Source organism: Streptomyces pseudovenezuelae (assembly GCF_001513955.1).
GTDB lineage: Bacteria > Actinomycetota > Actinomycetes > Streptomycetales > Streptomycetaceae > Streptomyces > Streptomyces pseudovenezuelae.
On the sequence record NZ_KQ948154.1, the window covers coordinates 351,356 to 367,321 of the forward strand.

At 72.8% G+C, this 15,966-nt stretch carries 20 protein-coding genes; 13 read left to right on the plus strand and 7 right to left on the minus strand.

Translation table 11 applies throughout. From position 1 onward, the window contains the following. The first annotated feature begins 279 nt into the window (after nucleotides 1-279). A complete protein-coding gene (locus tag AQI94_RS40140) occupies nucleotides 280-927 on the plus strand; it encodes a hypothetical protein (protein ID WP_158806457.1) in 648 nt (215 codons plus the stop codon). A 42-nt stretch (nucleotides 928-969) separates the two neighbouring features. Here AQI94_RS40140 and AQI94_RS40145 read toward each other — a convergent pair whose 3' ends face one another. Genes AQI94_RS40145 through paaI form a run of 3 tightly spaced genes read right to left on the minus strand, consistent with a single transcriptional unit; the run spans nucleotide 970 to nucleotide 3,405 of the window. Then, nucleotides 970-1,590: a TetR/AcrR family transcriptional regulator gene (locus AQI94_RS40145; protein ID WP_404817950.1), complete on the minus strand. Its 621-nt coding sequence runs from the start codon at nucleotides 1,588-1,590 to the stop codon at nucleotides 970-972. A gap of 40 nt (nucleotides 1,591-1,630) precedes the next feature. Then, nucleotides 1,631-2,977, minus strand: a complete 1,347-nt coding sequence (gene paaK, locus AQI94_RS40150) for a phenylacetate--CoA ligase PaaK (RefSeq protein ID WP_031058821.1) — start codon at nucleotides 2,975-2,977, stop codon at nucleotides 1,631-1,633. Next, the gene (paaI, locus tag AQI94_RS40155) at nucleotides 2,977-3,405 is read right to left on the minus strand and encodes a hydroxyphenylacetyl-CoA thioesterase PaaI (RefSeq protein ID WP_037945264.1); all 429 of its coding nucleotides are present in this window, start codon (nucleotides 3,403-3,405) and stop codon (nucleotides 2,977-2,979) included. The genes paaK and paaI overlap by 1 nt, the downstream gene beginning before the upstream one ends. Nucleotides 3,406-3,500: 95 nt before the next feature. Here paaI and AQI94_RS40160 point away from each other — a divergent pair, with 95 nt between their 5' ends. From AQI94_RS40160 to AQI94_RS40210, 11 genes are all read left to right on the plus strand, one after another. Then, nucleotides 3,501-4,025, plus strand: a complete 525-nt coding sequence (locus tag AQI94_RS40160; protein ID WP_062230293.1) for an aldehyde dehydrogenase family protein — start codon at nucleotides 3,501-3,503, stop codon at nucleotides 4,023-4,025. Beyond that, the gene (locus AQI94_RS40165; protein ID WP_031054038.1) at nucleotides 4,018-5,199 is read left to right on the plus strand and encodes a thiolase family protein; all 1,182 of its coding nucleotides are present in this window, start codon (nucleotides 4,018-4,020) and stop codon (nucleotides 5,197-5,199) included. The genes AQI94_RS40160 and AQI94_RS40165 overlap by 8 nt, the downstream gene beginning before the upstream one ends. Continuing rightward, the gene (locus AQI94_RS40170; RefSeq protein WP_062230295.1) at nucleotides 5,196-5,948 is read left to right on the plus strand and encodes an enoyl-CoA hydratase/isomerase family protein; all 753 of its coding nucleotides are present in this window, start codon (nucleotides 5,196-5,198) and stop codon (nucleotides 5,946-5,948) included. The genes AQI94_RS40165 and AQI94_RS40170 overlap by 4 nt, the downstream gene beginning before the upstream one ends. Further along, on the plus strand, nucleotides 5,945-6,799 hold the full coding sequence (locus tag AQI94_RS40175; protein WP_031052827.1) for a 3-hydroxyacyl-CoA dehydrogenase family protein: 855 nt from the start codon (nucleotides 5,945-5,947) through the stop codon (nucleotides 6,797-6,799). Before AQI94_RS40170 ends, AQI94_RS40175 begins: the two co-directional genes overlap by 4 nt. A 178-nt stretch (nucleotides 6,800-6,977) precedes the next feature. Beyond that, nucleotides 6,978-7,976 carry a 1,2-phenylacetyl-CoA epoxidase subunit PaaA gene (gene paaA, locus AQI94_RS40180; RefSeq protein WP_031052831.1) on the plus strand — a complete coding sequence of 333 codons (999 nt, stop codon included), beginning with the start codon at nucleotides 6,978-6,980 and terminating at the stop codon, nucleotides 7,974-7,976. Then, nucleotides 7,973-8,275, plus strand: coding sequence for a 1,2-phenylacetyl-CoA epoxidase subunit PaaB (paaB, locus tag AQI94_RS40185; RefSeq protein ID WP_031052834.1), 303 nt, complete (start codon nucleotides 7,973-7,975; stop codon nucleotides 8,273-8,275). The genes paaA and paaB overlap by 4 nt, the downstream gene beginning before the upstream one ends. Before the next feature lie 10 nt (nucleotides 8,276-8,285). After that, nucleotides 8,286-9,119, plus strand: a complete 834-nt coding sequence (paaC, locus tag AQI94_RS40190; RefSeq protein WP_031052837.1) for a 1,2-phenylacetyl-CoA epoxidase subunit PaaC — start codon at nucleotides 8,286-8,288, stop codon at nucleotides 9,117-9,119. 11 nt (nucleotides 9,120-9,130) lie between these two features. Beyond that, entirely contained in the window at nucleotides 9,131-9,637 is a 507-nt protein-coding gene (paaD, locus tag AQI94_RS40195; protein ID WP_107119445.1) for a 1,2-phenylacetyl-CoA epoxidase subunit PaaD, read from the plus strand. Beyond that, nucleotides 9,637-10,755, plus strand: a complete 1,119-nt coding sequence (gene paaE, locus AQI94_RS40200) for a 1,2-phenylacetyl-CoA epoxidase subunit PaaE (protein ID WP_199814401.1) — start codon at nucleotides 9,637-9,639, stop codon at nucleotides 10,753-10,755. Before paaD ends, paaE begins: the two co-directional genes overlap by 1 nt. Nucleotides 10,756-11,019: 264 nt before the next feature. Next, entirely contained in the window at nucleotides 11,020-11,577 is a 558-nt protein-coding gene (locus tag AQI94_RS40205; protein WP_031059065.1) for a glycoside hydrolase family 25 protein, read from the plus strand. 25 nt (nucleotides 11,578-11,602) lie between these two features. After that, nucleotides 11,603-12,211: an ABC transporter ATP-binding protein gene (locus tag AQI94_RS40210; protein WP_051832939.1), complete on the plus strand. Its 609-nt coding sequence runs from the start codon at nucleotides 11,603-11,605 to the stop codon at nucleotides 12,209-12,211. A gap of 41 nt (nucleotides 12,212-12,252) precedes the next feature. Here the strand turns inward: AQI94_RS40210 and AQI94_RS40215 are convergent, their stop codons facing one another. Further along, entirely contained in the window at nucleotides 12,253-12,471 is a 219-nt protein-coding gene (locus tag AQI94_RS40215; protein ID WP_020121116.1) for an EF-hand domain-containing protein, read from the minus strand. Nucleotides 12,472-12,645: 174 nt separating this feature from the next. Here AQI94_RS40215 and AQI94_RS40220 point away from each other — a divergent pair, with 174 nt between their 5' ends. Further along, nucleotides 12,646-13,326 (plus strand): GNAT family N-acetyltransferase, encoded by a 681-nt coding sequence (locus AQI94_RS40220; protein WP_037945299.1) that lies wholly within the window; start codon nucleotides 12,646-12,648, stop codon nucleotides 13,324-13,326. Here AQI94_RS40220 and AQI94_RS40225 read toward each other — a convergent pair. The 3 genes from AQI94_RS40225 to AQI94_RS40235 are packed head-to-tail and all read right to left on the minus strand — an operon-like array spanning nucleotide 13,297 to nucleotide 15,809. Further along, nucleotides 13,297-14,514, minus strand: a complete 1,218-nt coding sequence (locus AQI94_RS40225; protein WP_031059072.1) for a YVTN family beta-propeller repeat protein — start codon at nucleotides 14,512-14,514, stop codon at nucleotides 13,297-13,299. The two genes, AQI94_RS40220 and AQI94_RS40225, sit on opposite strands and share 30 nt — an antisense overlap. After that, nucleotides 14,514-15,263 carry a polysaccharide deacetylase family protein gene (locus AQI94_RS40230; RefSeq protein WP_031059074.1) on the minus strand — a complete coding sequence of 250 codons (750 nt, stop codon included), beginning with the start codon at nucleotides 15,261-15,263 and terminating at the stop codon, nucleotides 14,514-14,516. Before AQI94_RS40230 ends, AQI94_RS40225 begins: the two co-directional genes overlap by 1 nt. A gap of 42 nt (nucleotides 15,264-15,305) precedes the next feature. Then, nucleotides 15,306-15,809, minus strand: coding sequence for an ATP-binding protein (locus AQI94_RS40235; protein ID WP_031059076.1), 504 nt, complete (start codon nucleotides 15,807-15,809; stop codon nucleotides 15,306-15,308). Between the last annotated feature and the right edge of the window lie 157 nt (nucleotides 15,810-15,966).

A 15,966-nucleotide genomic window follows, 5' to 3' on the forward strand; every position in this document is an offset into this window, starting at 1 on the left:
AGCGTGGACAACGGATGACAAACGTTCAACCATATGGGAAATCGGGCGACAGACAGCCGGTTCACCCCGCCTCTACCAGCAAGTAGTCCGAAGCCAGGCCCCTCAGGACCGCTCCCACGAGACGGACGGCCGGAGTGCCCCCGGACCTGGACAGCGCCCGCTGATCACAAGTCGGCCACATACCCCCTTTCGGTGCCCGGGCGACCGGAACGGCCCGCCAAGACTGCTCCCCATGTCGCGGGGTTCTTCGCGTCCCGCCCGCTCCGACCGAGGGAGACCATGTCCAGGACCGATCGCGCCCGCCGGTCGTCGATGCCGCTGACGGTGGCGGTGTCGGTGGCCGCCGCCCTGCTGACCGCGGGCTGCGCGGGACTCACCGGCAGCGCGCACGCCGGTGGCTGCCGCGCGGACGACACCTGGTCGCCCGCGCAGCGGGCGCGGTGGCTGCGCCCCGCGGTGTCGTTCCCCGGGGACGCCGACGCGGCCGTCGTGATCCGCCCGCGCTCCCTGGCCGACGGCGGGCCGCTGTGCGAACCGATCGCCGTGCAGGTGCAGTTCTGGAGGCTCACCGCCACGGCGGCGGGGACGGACATGACGTCCGCGCTGCGCGTCCGGCTGGCCACCCTGGGAAGCGAGGACCGGACCGTCGGCTTCCCCGCGGGGCTCGCCGCGGGGGAACGCGACGGCTGCACCGGCGTCCTCATGGCGGCGTACACGGGCGCGCCCCTGACCTGGGGCGAACTGCCCGAGGACACCGGCCGCCTCGGGTCCGGCACCGCGCGGGTGAGGTTCAGGACCGACCGGATCGGCGCCTACCGACTGCTCCCGCCGGCGCACCCGCGACCGTGCCGCACGGCCGGGCGGCCCACGCCCACTCCGTCCGCCCCTCCCGCCACGGCCAACCCGTGGGGCCTCGACCACCCGTGAGCGCCGCCCCGGGAGGGGTGCCGGCCGCACGGCCGTGCCGTGTCAGCTCCCGGGCCCGGCGCGCAGACCGTCGAAGAGGACCGCGGTGAGGGCGTCGGCCAGGGTGGCGACGGGGAGTCCGCCGTCGGTCCGGTACCACTCGATGAGGGAGTTGACCGTGCCGAACAGCAGCCGGCTGATCAGGTGCGGGTCGATGTCGTCGCGTACGCCGCCCTCGGCCGCCGCGCGGGACACCAGCTCGGCGACCCGGTGGTCGAACTCGCGGCGCCGGTCCAGCGCCTGCTGTTCGACCGCGCTGTTGCCGCGGACCCGCAGCAGCAGGGTGACGTACGGCAGCTCGGCGGCCAGCACCTCGACGCTGCCGTGCACCACGTGCGCCAGCCTCTCGGTCGCCGTGGCCGCGGGGTCCGGAACCTCGTCCAGTACGGCGAAGAGGGCGTCCAGGGCGCGCCCGACGGCGAGGCCGAGGAGTTCCTCCTTGCCGGACACGTGGTGGTAGATGCTCGACTTGCTCAGGCCGAGGCGTCTGGCCAGCTCTTCCATGCCGGTGCCGTCGTAGCCGCGCTCGTTGAAGACCACGACCGCGACCTCAAGCAGGGAGGCACGGTCGTAGGCGGGACGGTCGCGGCGGCCGACGGGGTTCTGCACAGGTGTTCTGGTCACGAGGCCATTGTGACAAGCGGCGCTGACGGGAGGGCCGGTGTCACTCCTGCCGCAGGTCCTTGACCCGGCGGAGCTTGCCGAGCGACCGCTCCAGGGTCTCCGGGTCGACGACGGCGACCTCGACACTGACGCCGACGCCGTCCTTGACGCCCTTCGCGATGGCCTTGGCCGCTGCTTCGCGCTGGTCGGGGCCGGCACCCGGGCGGGCCTCGACCCGGACGGTCATGTGGTCCATCCGTCCGCTCCGGGTCAGCTGGACCTGGAAGTGCGGGGCCACACCGGGGACACGCAGCACGATCTCCTCGATCTGGCTGGGGAAGACGTTCACCCCACGCAGGATGATCATGTCGTCGCAGCGGCCGGTGATCTTCTCGATGCGGCGGAAGGCGGGCCGGGCGGTGCCGGGCAGCAGCCGGGTCAGGTCGCGGGTGCGGTAACGGATGATCGGCAGCGCCTCCTTGGTGAGGGAGGTGAAGACCAGCTCGCCCTCCTCGCCGTCCGGCAGCGCCTCGCCCGTGATCGGGTCGACGACCTCGGGGTAGAAGTGGTCCTCCCACACGTGGAGACCGTCCTTGGTCTCCACGCATTCCTGTGCCACGCCGGGACCGATGACCTCGGACAGGCCGTATATGTCGACGGCGTGGATGTCCAGGCGCTCCTCGATCTCGCGGCGCATCTCCTCGGTCCACGGTTCGGCGCCGAAGATGCCGACCTTCAGGGAGGTGGAGCGCGGGTCGACGCCCTGGCGCTCGAACTCGTCGAGGAGCGTCAGCATGTACGAGGGGGTGACCATGATGATCTCGGGCCGGAAGTCCTGGATGATCTGCACCTGGCGGGCGGTCATGCCGCCCGAGGCGGGGATCACGGTGCAGCCGGCCCGCTCGGCGCCGTAGTGGGCGCCCAGGCCGCCGGTGAACAGGCCGTAGCCGTAGGAGATGTGCACCTTGTGGCCGGGGCGGCCGCCCGCGGCCCGGATCGAGCGGGCGACCACGTCGGCCCACATCGACAGGTCGTTCTCGGTGTAGCCGACCACGGTGGGGCGGCCGGTGGTGCCGCTGGAGGCGTGGACGCGGCGGACCTGGTCCATGGGCACGGCGAACATGCCGAAGGGATACGTGTCGCGCAGATCGGCCTTCGTGGTGAAGGGGAACCGGGACAGGTCCTCCGGCGCACGGCAGTCGTCGGGCTTGAGCCCGGCCTCGTCGAACTTCCTCCGGTACAGCTCGACATGCTCGTACGCATGCCGCAAGGTCGCCCGCAGCCGGTCGAGCTGGAGCTCCCTGAGCTGCTCGCGGGTCATCCGCTCGCCGTCGTCCAGCAGTTCCTGGGGAAGCGGCGCACCCCGGCGTGCTCCCGCCACCGCCGGGGCCATCGGTTCGCTGCTCATCAGGGCTCCTTCGTCCTCGTACTCCGGACACTGCGGCTGCGACCGCGGAACTCCGCGATCACCTCCTCGCCACGCCGGACGCTCACGTCGTAGATGCCGCTGCGGCCGAACCTGGTGCGCTCGCACGCGGTGGCGACCAGGACGTCGCCCGCGCGGGCGGGTGCGACGAAGTCGATGTCGGCCGCGGCGGCGACGGTCATGGGGCCATGACTGTTGCAGGCACAGGCGAAGGCGGTGTCGGCGAGGAGGAAGACATACCCGCCGTGGGCGATCCCGTGGCCGTTGACCATCTCCGGCGTCACGGTCATCCGGAGCTCGGCGGTCCCCTCGCCGTGCTCCAGCAACTCGATCCCGAGGCCCTTGGACGCCTGGTCCGCGGCGAACATCGCCTCCGCGGGGCCCGGCGTCGCGCCAGTGGCCTGTGTCACTGTTTCCACCACCTTGTGAACCGACCGAACATTCGGTTAGCGTGCGGCACGGCCTAGTAATCCAGCATCACCACTGCCTGTCAAGAGGTGGCCCCATGCCCGACGCGATCCCTGAGCGCCTGGTCCGGCAGCGTGCGCTGACGTCCGGAGAAACCGGCCCCCAGCGCGGGGCGATCGTCGGCGCCGGGGGGTGCGGACGACGGGAGCGGGCCTCGGCCCCGGGCCGTACGGCACGGGCGTCGGCGTCCGTCGAGTCGGCGTCCGTCGAGGATCCCGGGCGACCCGAGGCGGCCGTCCGGACGCCTTCGACGGCCCGGCCGGACGCGGAGACCGACCGGGAGACCCGCACCCAGGAGTGGTTCGGGCCCGTCTCCCGCGCCATCGGCACCGACTCCACCGAGTACGGCCCGCGCGCCTCCCCGGCGGCCGGCGGGCACGCGTCGGAGAACCGCACCCGTGGCGGGTCCGTCAACCGCTCCGCCACGTTCAGCGACGTCCACGGCAGCGCCGCCGACCCCGCGGCCGGCGCCACCGCGTCCGCCCCCGCCTTCGTCCCCGGCCGCCGCACCACGCTTCGGTCCCGCCGGCCGGTCACCTCCGAGGAGCCCGCACATGTCTGACGAGATCTACCTGATCGACGGGGCCCGTACCCCGCAGGGCCGATACGGCGGCGCGCTGGCGTCCGTACGCCCCGACGACCTGGCCGCCCTGGTGGTCGGCGAGGCCGTCCGCCGCTCGGGGATACCGGGTGAGGCCGTGGACGAGGTGATCCTCGGCGCGGCCAACCAGGCCGGCGAGGACAACCGGGACGTGGCCCGGATGGCCGTCCTGCTGGCCGGGCTGCCGGACACCGTGCCCGGCTACACCGTCAACCGGCTGTGCGCCTCGGGCCTGACCGCGGTGGCCTCGGCCGCCCAGGCGATCCGGGCAGGCGAGGCCGACCTGGTCGTCGCGGGCGGTGTGGAGTCCATGACCCGCGCCCCCTGGGTGATGGCCAAGCCCGGCACGCCCTGGGCCAAGCCGGGCGAGGTCCACGACTCGGCGCTCGGCTGGCGCTTCACCAACCCGCGCTTCACCGCCGACCGGACCCTGTCCATGGGCGAGACCGCCGAGGAGGTGGCCGCCCTCGACGGGATCACCCGTGCCGAGGCCGACGCCTTCGCCCTGCGCAGCCACCGGCGGGCGGTGGCCGCCCGGCAGGCGGGCCGCTTCGACCGCGAGATCGTGCCGGTGCCGGTGAAGGACGGCGAGGTGACCCATGACGAGGGACCGCGTCCGGACACCTCCCCGGAGAAACTGGCCCGGCTGCGCACCTCCTTCCGGGCCGGCGGAATCGTCACCGCGGGCAACTCCTCGCCGCTCTCCGACGGCGCCGCGGCCCTGGTCGTCGCGAGCGGCGAGGCGGTCGAGCGGTACGGCCTCACGCCCCGGGCGCGGGTCGTCACCACCGCCTCGGCGGGGGTCGAGCCGCGCCTGATGGGGCTCGGGCCCGTGCCGGCCACGGAAAAGGCGCTGGGCCGGGCCGGCTGGCAGACCGGCGACCTGGGCGCGGTGGAGCTGAACGAGGCCTTCGCCGCCCAGGCCCTGGCGGTCGTGCGGCGGCTGAAGCTCGACGAGGAACGGGTCAACGCCGACGGCGGCGGCATCGCCCTCGGACACCCCCTGGGCTGCTCCGGCGCCCGCATCCTGCTCACCCTGCTCGGCCGTCTGGAGCGCGAGGACGCCCGCCGCGGCCTCGCGACCCTGTGTGTCGGCGTCGGGCAGGGCGTGGCGATGCTGGTGGAGCGGGTATGAGCGGCGGCCTCGGTACGTACGAGACGCTGCTGGTCGAGGAGCGCGAGGACCGGGTGGTCGTCACCCTGCACCGCCCCGAGGCGCGCAACGCCATCAGCGGCGGCATGATCGCCGAACTGCACGAGGTGTGCGCGCTGCTGGAGCGCGAACCCAGGCTGCTGCTGCTCACCGGGCACGGCGGCGTCTTCGCCGGCGGGGCCGACATCGCGGAACTGCGCCGCCGGGGCCGCGAGGAGGCGCTCCAGGGCATCAACAGCCGCCTGTTCGAGCGGGTGCGGCGGCTGCCGATGCCGACGCTGGCCGCGGTCGACGGCTGGGCCCTGGGCGGCGGCGCGGAACTGTCGTACGCCTGCGACCTGCGCATCGCCGGACCGGACGCCGTGTTCGGCAATCCGGAGCCGGGGCTCGGCATCCTCGCCGCCGCCGGTGCCTGCTGGCGGCTGCCCCAGCTGGTCGGCGAGTCGGTCGCCAAGCAGGTGCTGCTCGCCGGCCGGAACCTCGACGCGCGGGCGGCGCTGGCGGCCGGGCTGGTCATCGACGTCGTACCGGCGGACGAACTGCTGGCCGAGGCGCATGCCCTGCTCGACCGCATGGCGCGGCTCTCCCCCACCGCGCTGCGCCTGACCAAGCTCGTCGTCGACTCGCCGGGAGCGCACCCGGTCGCCGACGACCTGGCGCAGGCCGTGCTGTTCGAGGGCGAGGACAAGAAGGAACGCATGACCCGCTTCCTGGAGAGGAACCGCGCATGACCTCGACACCCGCTCTGGTCGGAGTGATCGGCGGTGGCCGTATGGGCGCCGGTATCGCGCAGTCCTTCGCGACGGCCGGTTCGTCCGTGACGCTCGTGGAGGGCGACGAGCAGGCCGCGGCCGCGGCACGGGACCGGGTCGCCACCGGTCTGCGGCGGGCGGCCGAACGGGGCGTTCTCGACGAACCCGCCGAGCGGGTGCTCGACCGCGTCACCACCGTGACCGCGGTGGAGCGGCTGCCCGCGGACGCCGGTCTCGTCGTGGAGGCCGTCCCCGAGGACGCCGCGCTCAAGGCCCGGCTGCTCGCCGCCGCCGAGCGGGCCGTGGGACCGGCGACCGTGCTCGCCACCAATACCAGCTCGCTGTCGGTGACCGAGCTCGCCTGCGCCCTCACCGAACCCGGCCGTTTCCTCGGGATGCACTTCTTCAACCCCGTGCCCGCGTCCGAGCTGGTCGAGGTGGTGGTCGCGCCGGACACCCGCGACGAGGTCGTGCGGGCCGCCCTGGGCTGGACGCAGGCCCTCGGGAAGACGGACGTGGTCGTCAAGGACTCCCCCGGGTTCGCCAGCAGCCGCCTCGGCCTGGCCCTGGGCCTGGAGGCGATCCGCATGGTCGAGGAGGGGGTCGCCGAGCCGGCGGCCATCGACGACGCCATGCGCCTCGGCTACCGGCACCCGATGGGCCCGCTGCGCCTGACGGACCTGGTCGGGCTCGACGTGCGCCTGGCCATCGCCGAACACCTGCACGCCACCCTCGGGGAGCGCTTCGCACCGCCGGCCCTGCTGCGGGCCAAGGTCGCCCGCGGCGAGCTGGGGCGCAAGACGGGGCAGGGGTTCTATCCGTGGCCGTGAGCGCGGGCACGGCAGCCGGGACGGCCGTGACGCGGGCACGGCGGCCAGGACGCCTGTGAGCGCGACCGCAGGGCTCTGCCGCCGCCACGGGAGACCGATCATGGGGCGGCACTTCCCCAAGGGACTCGGTTCGTCATACCATGGGCCGAACGAACGGTCGGTTGGGAAGTGGGATTCGATGACCTCACCACAGTCCGGTACGTCGTCCTCGGCACCGCCCGCGGACCGCGCCGAGCCGGAGCTCCAGCGGCACTTCGACGACACGATCGCGCACAACCAGCGGATCGAGCCGCGCGACTGGATGCCCGAGGGATACCGCAGGACGCTGATCCGGCAGATCGCGCAGCACGCGCACTCGGAGATCATCGGCATGCAGCCCGAGGGCGAGTGGATCACCCGCGCGCCGTCGCTGCGCCGCAAGGCCATCCTGTTCGCGAAGGTCCAGGACGAGGCGGGGCACGGGCTGTACCTGTACTCGGCGGCCGAGACCCTGGGCGCCGACCGCGCCGACCTCACCGAGCGGCTCATCGAGGGGCGCCAGAAGTACTCGTCGATCTTCAACTACCCGACGCCGACCTTCGCGGACGTCGGCGTGATCGGCTGGTTCGTGGACGGCGCGGCGATCTGCAACCAGGTGCCGCTGTGCCGCAGTTCGTACGGGCCGTACGCCCGCGCCATGGTGCGGGTCTGCAAGGAGGAGTCGTTCCACCAGCGACAGGGCTACGAACTGCTGCTGACGATGATGCGCGGCACCGACGAGCAGCGGGCCATGGTCCAGGACGCGGTGGACCGCTGGTGGTGGCCGTCCCTGATGATGTTCGGCCCGCCCGACGACGACTCCCCGAACTCCGCCCAGTCGATGGCCTGGAAGATCAAGCGGCACACCAACGACGAACTGCGCCAGCGCTTCGTCGACATGACCGTCCCGCAGGCCGAGAAGCTCGGCGTGACCCTGCCCGACCCGGAGCTGCGCTGGAACGAGGAGCGCGGTCACCACGACTTCGGCACCCCCGACTGGTCCGAGCTCAAGCGGGTGATCTCCGGCGACGGCCCCTGCAACGCCCAGCGGATGGAGCGGCGCAGGACCGCCCACGAGGAGGGCGCCTGGGTGCGGGAGGCGGCGGCCGCGCACGCGGCCAAACAGGACAAGCGGCGCGAGGAAGGTTCGGCGGCATGAGCGACACCGAGGGCACGAAGGGCAACTGGCCGCTGTACGAGGTGTTCGTGCGCGGCAAGCGCGGGCTGAACCACGTGCACGTGGGCTCGCTGCACGCCGCCGACGACCGGATGGCGCTCACCCACGCCCGCGACCTGTACACGCGGCGCAACGAGGGCGTGAGCATCTGGGTGGTGCGTTCGGAGCACATCGCCGCCTCCACCCGCGACGAGAAGGACCCCTTCTTCGCCCCGAGCGCCGACAAGGTCTACCGCCACCCGACGTTCTACGACATCCCCGACGACGTCCCCCACATCTGAGGAGCAGGACATGAGTGACGATCACGTCTACCTGTCCCTGGCCGAGGGGCACGACGAGGGCGGCGACGCGCGCTGGGCGTTCGGCACCGGGTTCGAGGACCCGCTGCACGGGGTCGACACCGCCGTGCCCGCGGGCGTGGACGCCACCGAGCTCGCCGCGACCTGCCTGGCGCTCGGCGACGACGCCCTGGTCTCGGCCCAGCGCCTGGCCGAGTGGACCACCCGCGCCCCGGAGCTGGAGGAGGAGGTGGCGCTCGCCAACATCGGCCTCGACCTGCTCGGCCAGGCCCGGCTGCTGTACGCGCGCTGCGGCCAGGTCGACGGCTCCGGCCGCGGCGAGGACGCGTACGCCTACCTCCGCGACGCGGACGACTTCCGCAACGTCCGCCTGGCCGAACTCCCGGGCGGCGACTTCGCGTTCTCCATCGTGCGGCTGCTGGTGCTGTCCAGCTGGCGGCTCGCCCACTTCGAGAGGCTCGCGGCCTCCCCGGACCCGGTGCTGTCCGCCGTCGCCGCCAAGGGCGTCAAGGAACTGACCTACCACCGGCAGTACGCCGCCGACTGGGCCGTACGGCTCGGGGACGGCACGCCGGAGTCGCACCGGCGCATGCGGGCGGCCCTGCACCAGGTCGGGCCGTACCTGGGCGAGTTGTTCACGGCGTACGACGTACGGGACGAGGTCGTCGCCGTCCTGGCGCAGGTCACGGAGGCGGCGGGGCTGCCGATGCCGGCCTGGCGGCCGACGCCGGGGGCGGGTCGCGAGGGCGGGCACACCGAGCATCTCGCCCCACTGCTGGCCGAGTTGCAGGGCGTGGCCCGCGCGCACCCGGGGGCTGTGTGGTGACCGTGCCGACCATGCCGACGGATGTCCTGCGCGCCCGGCACGTCGCCGAGCAGGTGCCGGACCCCGAACTGCCCATGCTGACCCTGGCCGACCTCGGCGTCCTGCGCGGCGTCGAGATCACGGGGGACGGAAGGGTTGTCGCGAGCCTCACCCCGACCTACTCGGGCTGTCCGGCGATGGCGGAGATGCGCGCCGACGTCGCCGGGCGGCTGCGGGCGGCCGGGTTCGAGCGGGTGGAGATCCGCACGGTGCTGGATCCGCCGTGGACGACGGACTGGATCACCGCGGCGGGCCGCCGCAAGCTCGCCGAGCACGGCATCGCGCCCCCCGGCCCGGCGCCCCGGCCCGCGCCCGGCCCGGTGCCCCTGGTCCTGGCCGCCACCCGGCGCACGGTGGCCTGCCCGCGCTGCGGCTCGGCGGACACCGAGGAGACCTCCCGCTTCGCCGCCACCTCCTGCAAGGCCCTGTGGCGCTGCCGGGCCTGCCGAGAGCCGTTCGAGTACGTCAAGGAGATCTGATGGAAGACCTGATGGCCCCGGCCGGCGGTGCCCCCGCGGGAGCGCCGCGCGCGCGTCGGCGCCCCGCCTTCCACCCCCTGCGCGTCGCCTCGGTGCAGCGGCTGTGCGCGGACGCGGTCGCCGTCGGTTTCGCGATCCCCGACGACCTGGCCGGGGAGTTCTCCTTCGCGCCCGGGCAGTCGCTCACCCTGCGCCGCGAGGTCGACGGACGGGACGAGCGGCGCTCGTACTCGATCTGCTCCCCCGTCGGCACGAACCCGCGCATCGGCGTGCGCGAGGTGCCCGGCGGCCTGTTCTCCTCCTGGCTCGTGCACGAGGTCCGGCCCGGCGACACCGTCGAGGTGATGGCCCCCACCGGCGCCTTCACCCCCGACGTCACCACGCCCGGCCACCACGTCCTGATCGCCGCCGGGTCGGGCATCACACCGATGATCTCCATCGCCGAGTCGGTCCTCGCCGCCGACGACCGCTCCCGGGTCACCCTCTTCTACGGCAACCGGCGCACCGACTCCGTGATGTTCGCCGACGAACTCGCCGATCTGAAGGACCTGTTCCCCACCCGCTTCCAGCTCGCGCACGTCCTGTCCCGCGAGCCGCGCGAGGCCGAACTGCTCACCGGCCGGCTGGACGGCGAGCGGCTCGGCGCGCTCGTCGACGGCCTCGTCGACGTGCCCGGCGCGGACCACTGGTGGCTGTGCGGCCCGCACGGCATGGTCCGCGACGCCCAGAAGGTGCTGGCCGGGCTGGGCGTGCCCGTCGACCGGATCCACCAGGAGCTGTTCTACGCCGACGACGAGCCGATCCGCCCGGTGCGTCACATCGAGGCGCGGGCCGACGGTCCGGTCAGCGAGGTCACCGTCGTCCTCGACGGCCGCTCCACCACGTCCGCCCTCCCCCGGGACACCACGCTCCTCGACTCGGCAGCACGCGTCCGCCCGGACCTGCCGTTCGCCTGCAAGGGCGGCGTGTGCGGCACCTGCCGCGCGCTGGTCCGCGACGGCGAGGCCGACATGCGCCGCAACTACGCCCTCGAACCCGCCGAGGTCGACGCCGGCTACGTACTGACCTGCCAGACCTTCCCGGTCTCCGAGACGCTGACCGTCGACTACGACAGCTGAGCGGGAGCCCGGCGCGACAAACCACCGCATCCGCAGCGTGCGGGACACCTACGGCGTGTCCCCCTCAATCACCGCACCGCCCCCGCGGACACGAAGGCCGCGGTACGGCCGTCACCGCTGGCGGCGGACCGTGCGCGCGCCTTCGCCCCCGCACCGGTCGGCGAAGCGGCGGGCGGTGCCGGCAGGGCGCCGAGGTTCCCGCGCCGGACATGTGGGGCATCATCAATTCCCGTCCCCCCACCCACACTTCAGGGGAGCCCCCACATGCTCCGCGGCATCGATGTCAGCGCCTACCAGTCCTCCACCTTCAGCACGGAGGGCCTCTCCTTCGTCTTCATCAAGGCGACGGAGGGCCGCTCCTACACCAACCCGAAACTCTCCGCCCAGACCAAGCATGCCCGTGACGCCGGGCTGGTCGTCGGCTTCTACCACTTCCTGTGGCCCGGCAACCTCACCGCGCAGGCCGAGTACTTCGTCAAACACGCCCCCGAGAAGGGCGGCGACATCCTCGCGGTCGACTGGGAGACCACCGGCGACGGCACCCACGCGAGCAACGCGGAGAAGGACTCCTTCATCCGCAAGGTGAGACAACTGCGCCCGAACAACCGGGTCGTCCTCTACACCAACCGGCACTACTGGCTGAACGTCGACACCACGTCGTACGCCGGCGACGGGCTCTGGATCGCCGACTACGTCACGGCCGGCAAGCCCCGCATCAAGGCGAAGTGGCGCTTCCACCAGTACACCGACGACCCGGTGGACAAGAACGTCGCCGACTTCGCGAGCAAGGCGGCCCTGCGCGAGTGGGCGACCGACGCCTGACACGGGAGGGTCAGCTCGCGAACGGATCCTCCAGCTCCCCCCGCAGAATGCCCGCCGGGCGGGCGAGCACTGGGCGCTGCTGGGCGCCAACGGCGCGGGCAAGTCCACGCTGCTCCGCCTGCTGGGCGCCCTGGTGCACCCCACCCGCGGCACGGTCGAGGTGCTTGGCCGCCGGCTCGGCCGGGTCGATCTGCGGGAGCTGCGCGCCCAGGTCGGGCACGTCGACCCGCGGCATCCGCTCACCGCGCCCCTGCGGGTCCGGGACGTGGTGCTGACCGGGCTCACCAACTCCGTTGCCCCGCTGCCCCGTTGGCGGCCGACCCAGGAACAGCGGGACAGGGCCTTCCGGCTCATCGGCATTCTCGGCCTCGGGGACCTGGCCGACGCCCGCTGGCCGACCCTCTCGCAGGGGCAGCGCGGCCGTACGCTCATCGCCCGCGCGCTGATGCCCGCGCCGCGGCTGCTGCTCGACGGCACAAGCCACGCGATGCTGCTGCGCGAGGGCCGGGTCCTCGCGCAGGGCCCGGCGCCGCGCGTGCTCACCGGCGACCAGGTCGGCAAGTGCTTCGACCTGCCGCTGGTCCTGGAGCGCCACGACGGCCGCTGGACGGTACGGATCCGGGGCCGGGCATGACGAAGGGGGCGCCCGTCGGGGCGCCCCCTTCACCGTCGGCTCTACTTGTTCAGGAAGGCCCAGAACTCGTCGAACGACAGGAGCTTGTCGCCGTTCAGGTCGCGGCTCTTGATGATCGCCTCGGCGACCGACTCGGTCACGTTCCAGTCGCCGCCCTGGGCCAGGGCGGACTTGAACTCGGCGGCGGTGATGGTGCCGTCACCGTCCGCATCGATCCGCTCGAACTGCTTGCGTGCTTCCTCGATGTCGATGTGCGCCACCGGTCCGCCCCTTTTCTTGCCTTTGTCGTGTCCTGCTGGCTTTCTGCCGCACGTCAGATTAGCGGCCCGGTCCGGCCTGCCGTGCGGCGCCCACCCGGGGAAACGGCGGTGCCGTGCCCGATCATGTCTGGGAGTGTGGACCCGGCCATGGGCACGGACTCGGGGAGCGGTGTGATGGAGACCTTGCGGGACATTCTCGACGCGGCGGCCCGCGGGGTGTTCCCGCCCGCGGACGGCGGCACGACGGTCGTACCGCAGGCCTGTCACCGGGACGCGGGGGTGCTGTCCTTCACGGCGCACTCGGTCGTGTTCACCGACGAGGACCCGGAGTGGGTCCACACCACCCTGCGCGGCCTGGACTGCGACGCGCTGGCCGCGACCCTGAACCCCAGGTTCCTGACCGCCCTCCTGGACCGGACCGGGCGCAGGTCCGAGACCGTCGACGCGATGCTGGTCGGCGACCCGCTCCCGGGCGGGCCGCCGCTCGCGCTGCGGGAGATCGAGGACGCGCACCATCCCCGCATCGTGTACGCCCGCAGGCGACGGGACGGTGTCCGGGCCTGGGCCGCGGAGGGCGGGGTGCTGGTGACGGGGCGGGGCGTCGGCGGCCGCCTGGAGGTCTCGGTCGAGGTGGACGAGGACGTACGGCACCGGGGCCTGGGGCGGGCGCTGGTGACCGCGGCCAGGCATCTGGTCACGGAGCCCCTGTGGGCCCAGGTCTCCCCGGGGAACGCCCGCAGCGTGCGGGCGTTCCAGGCGGCCGGTTACCGTCCGGTGGGCGCGGAGGCGGTGCTGCTGGCACCGGCCCCAGGGGGCGTCGACGGCTCAGCGGAAGATGCCGGTGTGGCCGAGTGAGTACCGCCCCGGCTGGGGGTACACGGCGAGCCCGTGCGGTCCGCTGCCGACCTTGACGCGGGCGAGCTGGGCACCGGTGCGGGTGTCGATGGCGTAGACCTCGGAGTTGTAGCGGCCGGACAGCCACAGGACCTTGCCGTCGGCGGAGACGCCGCCCATGTCCGGGCTGCCGCCGTCCGGCAGGCGCCACTTCTTCGTGACCCTGTTCTCGGCGAAGTCGAAGACGGAGACGGTCCCTTCGCCCCGGTTGGACACGTACATCTCGCGGGAGTCGCGGCTGATGTAGAGGCCGTGGGTGCCCTTGCCGGTGGGCAGCAGCGTCGGCTTGCCGAAGGTGTCGCCGTCCAGGACCCACATCCCGTCGGCCATCATGTCCGCGACGTAGAACCGCTTCCCGTCCGGCGAGACCTTGACGTCCTGCGGCATGGCCCCGTCGAAGGGGAGCTTCTGCTGCCCGATCACCTTCATCTTCTCGGTGTCGACCTTCAGCAGCTCTCCGCTGAACTCGCAGGACACGATGAAGTACCTCCCGTCCAGGGAGAAGTCGGCGTGGTTGACGCCGTAGCAGCTGACCGGGACCGTCTTCCTCCGCTCCATGGTGTGCGGGTCGCGGAAGACGAGTTCCCGGTCGAGGGAGGCCATCACGACGGCGTACCTGCCGTTCGGCGTGAAGTAGAGGTTGTACGGGTCGTGCACCTCGACGGGCTTGCCCGCCTCGCCGGTTTCCGGGTCGATCGGCGTCAGGGTGTTCCCGCGGTCGTTGTTGACCCAGAGGGTCTTCATGTCCCAGGAGGGCACGACGTGCTGGGGCTGCCGCCCGACCCGGATCGTGTCGATGATCTCGTACGACTTCGGGTCGATCACGGAGACGGTGTCGGACTCGGTGTTGGGCACGTAGACCCGCGGCGGGAAGTCCTTGACCACCGGTGACAGCTTGTTCGGCCGGTCGGCCGCGTAGACGTCCCGCGGGTCCAGGACGGGGGGCATCCCGGGCAGCCCGTGGACCGGGTTCGTCACCGGCCTCACCGGTCTCGCCGGTTTCACCGGGGCCGGGACGGCCGCCCTGGTGCCACGGGCCTGGTCCGCCCCGTCCTTGGCCCCGGAGCCGCAGGCGGCGAGGGCGACGAACGCGGCGCCCGCGATCAGGGTGCTCTTCACGAGGGTGCGCTGCAGTGGGGTGGGAGACATCAGCTGAACAGCTCCGTGGTGGTCACCGCGGCCAGGCCGCGCCGGTCGAGTTCTTCCAGTACGACGGGGAGGGCGGCGACCGTGTCGTCGTACCCGAAGTGCAGGCTCACCACGGATCCTTCGCGGATCTCGGCGAGGACCTTGCGGGCGACGGCGGCGGCGCCGGGCGAGGTGAAGTCGAGGGAGTCGACGTCGTAGGAGAGGACATGGGGGTAGCCGGCCTCCTGGGCCAGCCGGGTGACGAGGGGTGAGGCGGTGGGCGAACGGGAGGGGCGGAACCAGGAGCCCACCGACCCGGTGAGCCGCTCCAGGCGCTCCGCGCACCCGGCGATCTCCGCTCTGGCCTCGGCCTCGGACATCGCGTTGATGTCGAGGTGGCGAAGGGTGTGGTTGCCGAGGTCGTGGCCGCCGTCGCGGATCCGGCGAGCGAGGTCGGGGTGTGCGTCGAGCCAGGTCCCCACGGCCAGCACGGTGAGGCGCGCCCCGTGCTTCTCGGCCTCGGCGAGGACGGCGCGGGCGGTGCCGGGATCGCCGCCGCCGTGGAAGGTGAGGGCGACCCGGGGGCGGTCCCGGGGACCGTGGGTGAGCTGGGCGGGCAGGTTTCCGGACAGGGCGGGCCGGGCCGGGGCACTGCCGGAGGAGTGGCCGGGATGGGCGACGGCATTCCTGTTCGCGCACCCGGCGGCCAACGCCAGCCCGGCGCCGGCGAGAAGCACGGCTCGACGTTCGGTAGCGGTCACCCGCCCCATTTAAGGCGTTGTGTCGGAGATTGCCGCTGACCGACCCACCGGCTACCTGTCGGCCACCCGCATCTCGAACCACGTCGTCTTGCCGCGAGGGAGCAGGTCGACGCCCCATCGGTCGGACAGCTTGTCCACCAGGAACAGTCCCCGCCCGCTGACATCCGTCTCCTGCACCGGCATCAGACAGGGCAGTCCGCGGGAGGGGTCACGGACCTCTATCCGGATCCACCCCCGCCGACGCCGCATCCGCAGGCCGAACACCCGCGCCCCCGTGTGCCGCACCGCGTTGCCGACCAGCTCGGACACGAGTAACACCGCGTCCTCGGTCATCTTCGGGGAGAGCCCCCAGTGCCGGAGCACGATCACCTGGGTCAGGCGCCGGGCGGTGGCCGCGGACTCCGGCCGGGACGGCAGCGGGACCTCGGCCTCCGTGGGGTTTCCGAACAGTTCGAGCGCCTTCAGTGCGTGCTCGTCCTCGACCGCCGGAGACCAGCGCGCCGCCGTCAGACGGCCGTCTCCCCGCGGCTGTTCGAAACCCTCCAGCCCCGCCATGCCCCCATCATGGCCGCCCACGGCGTTCCCCGGGGCCGTTCCCGACGAATACGCCCCCCGGAATACATCGTTCCGATGGGGTCGATCGGCATATGCCGCAGGCACTTCGGTGGCGTCAGCAGCCCTTCCGACCTGCGGCGGAGGCTCACTGGGAGGC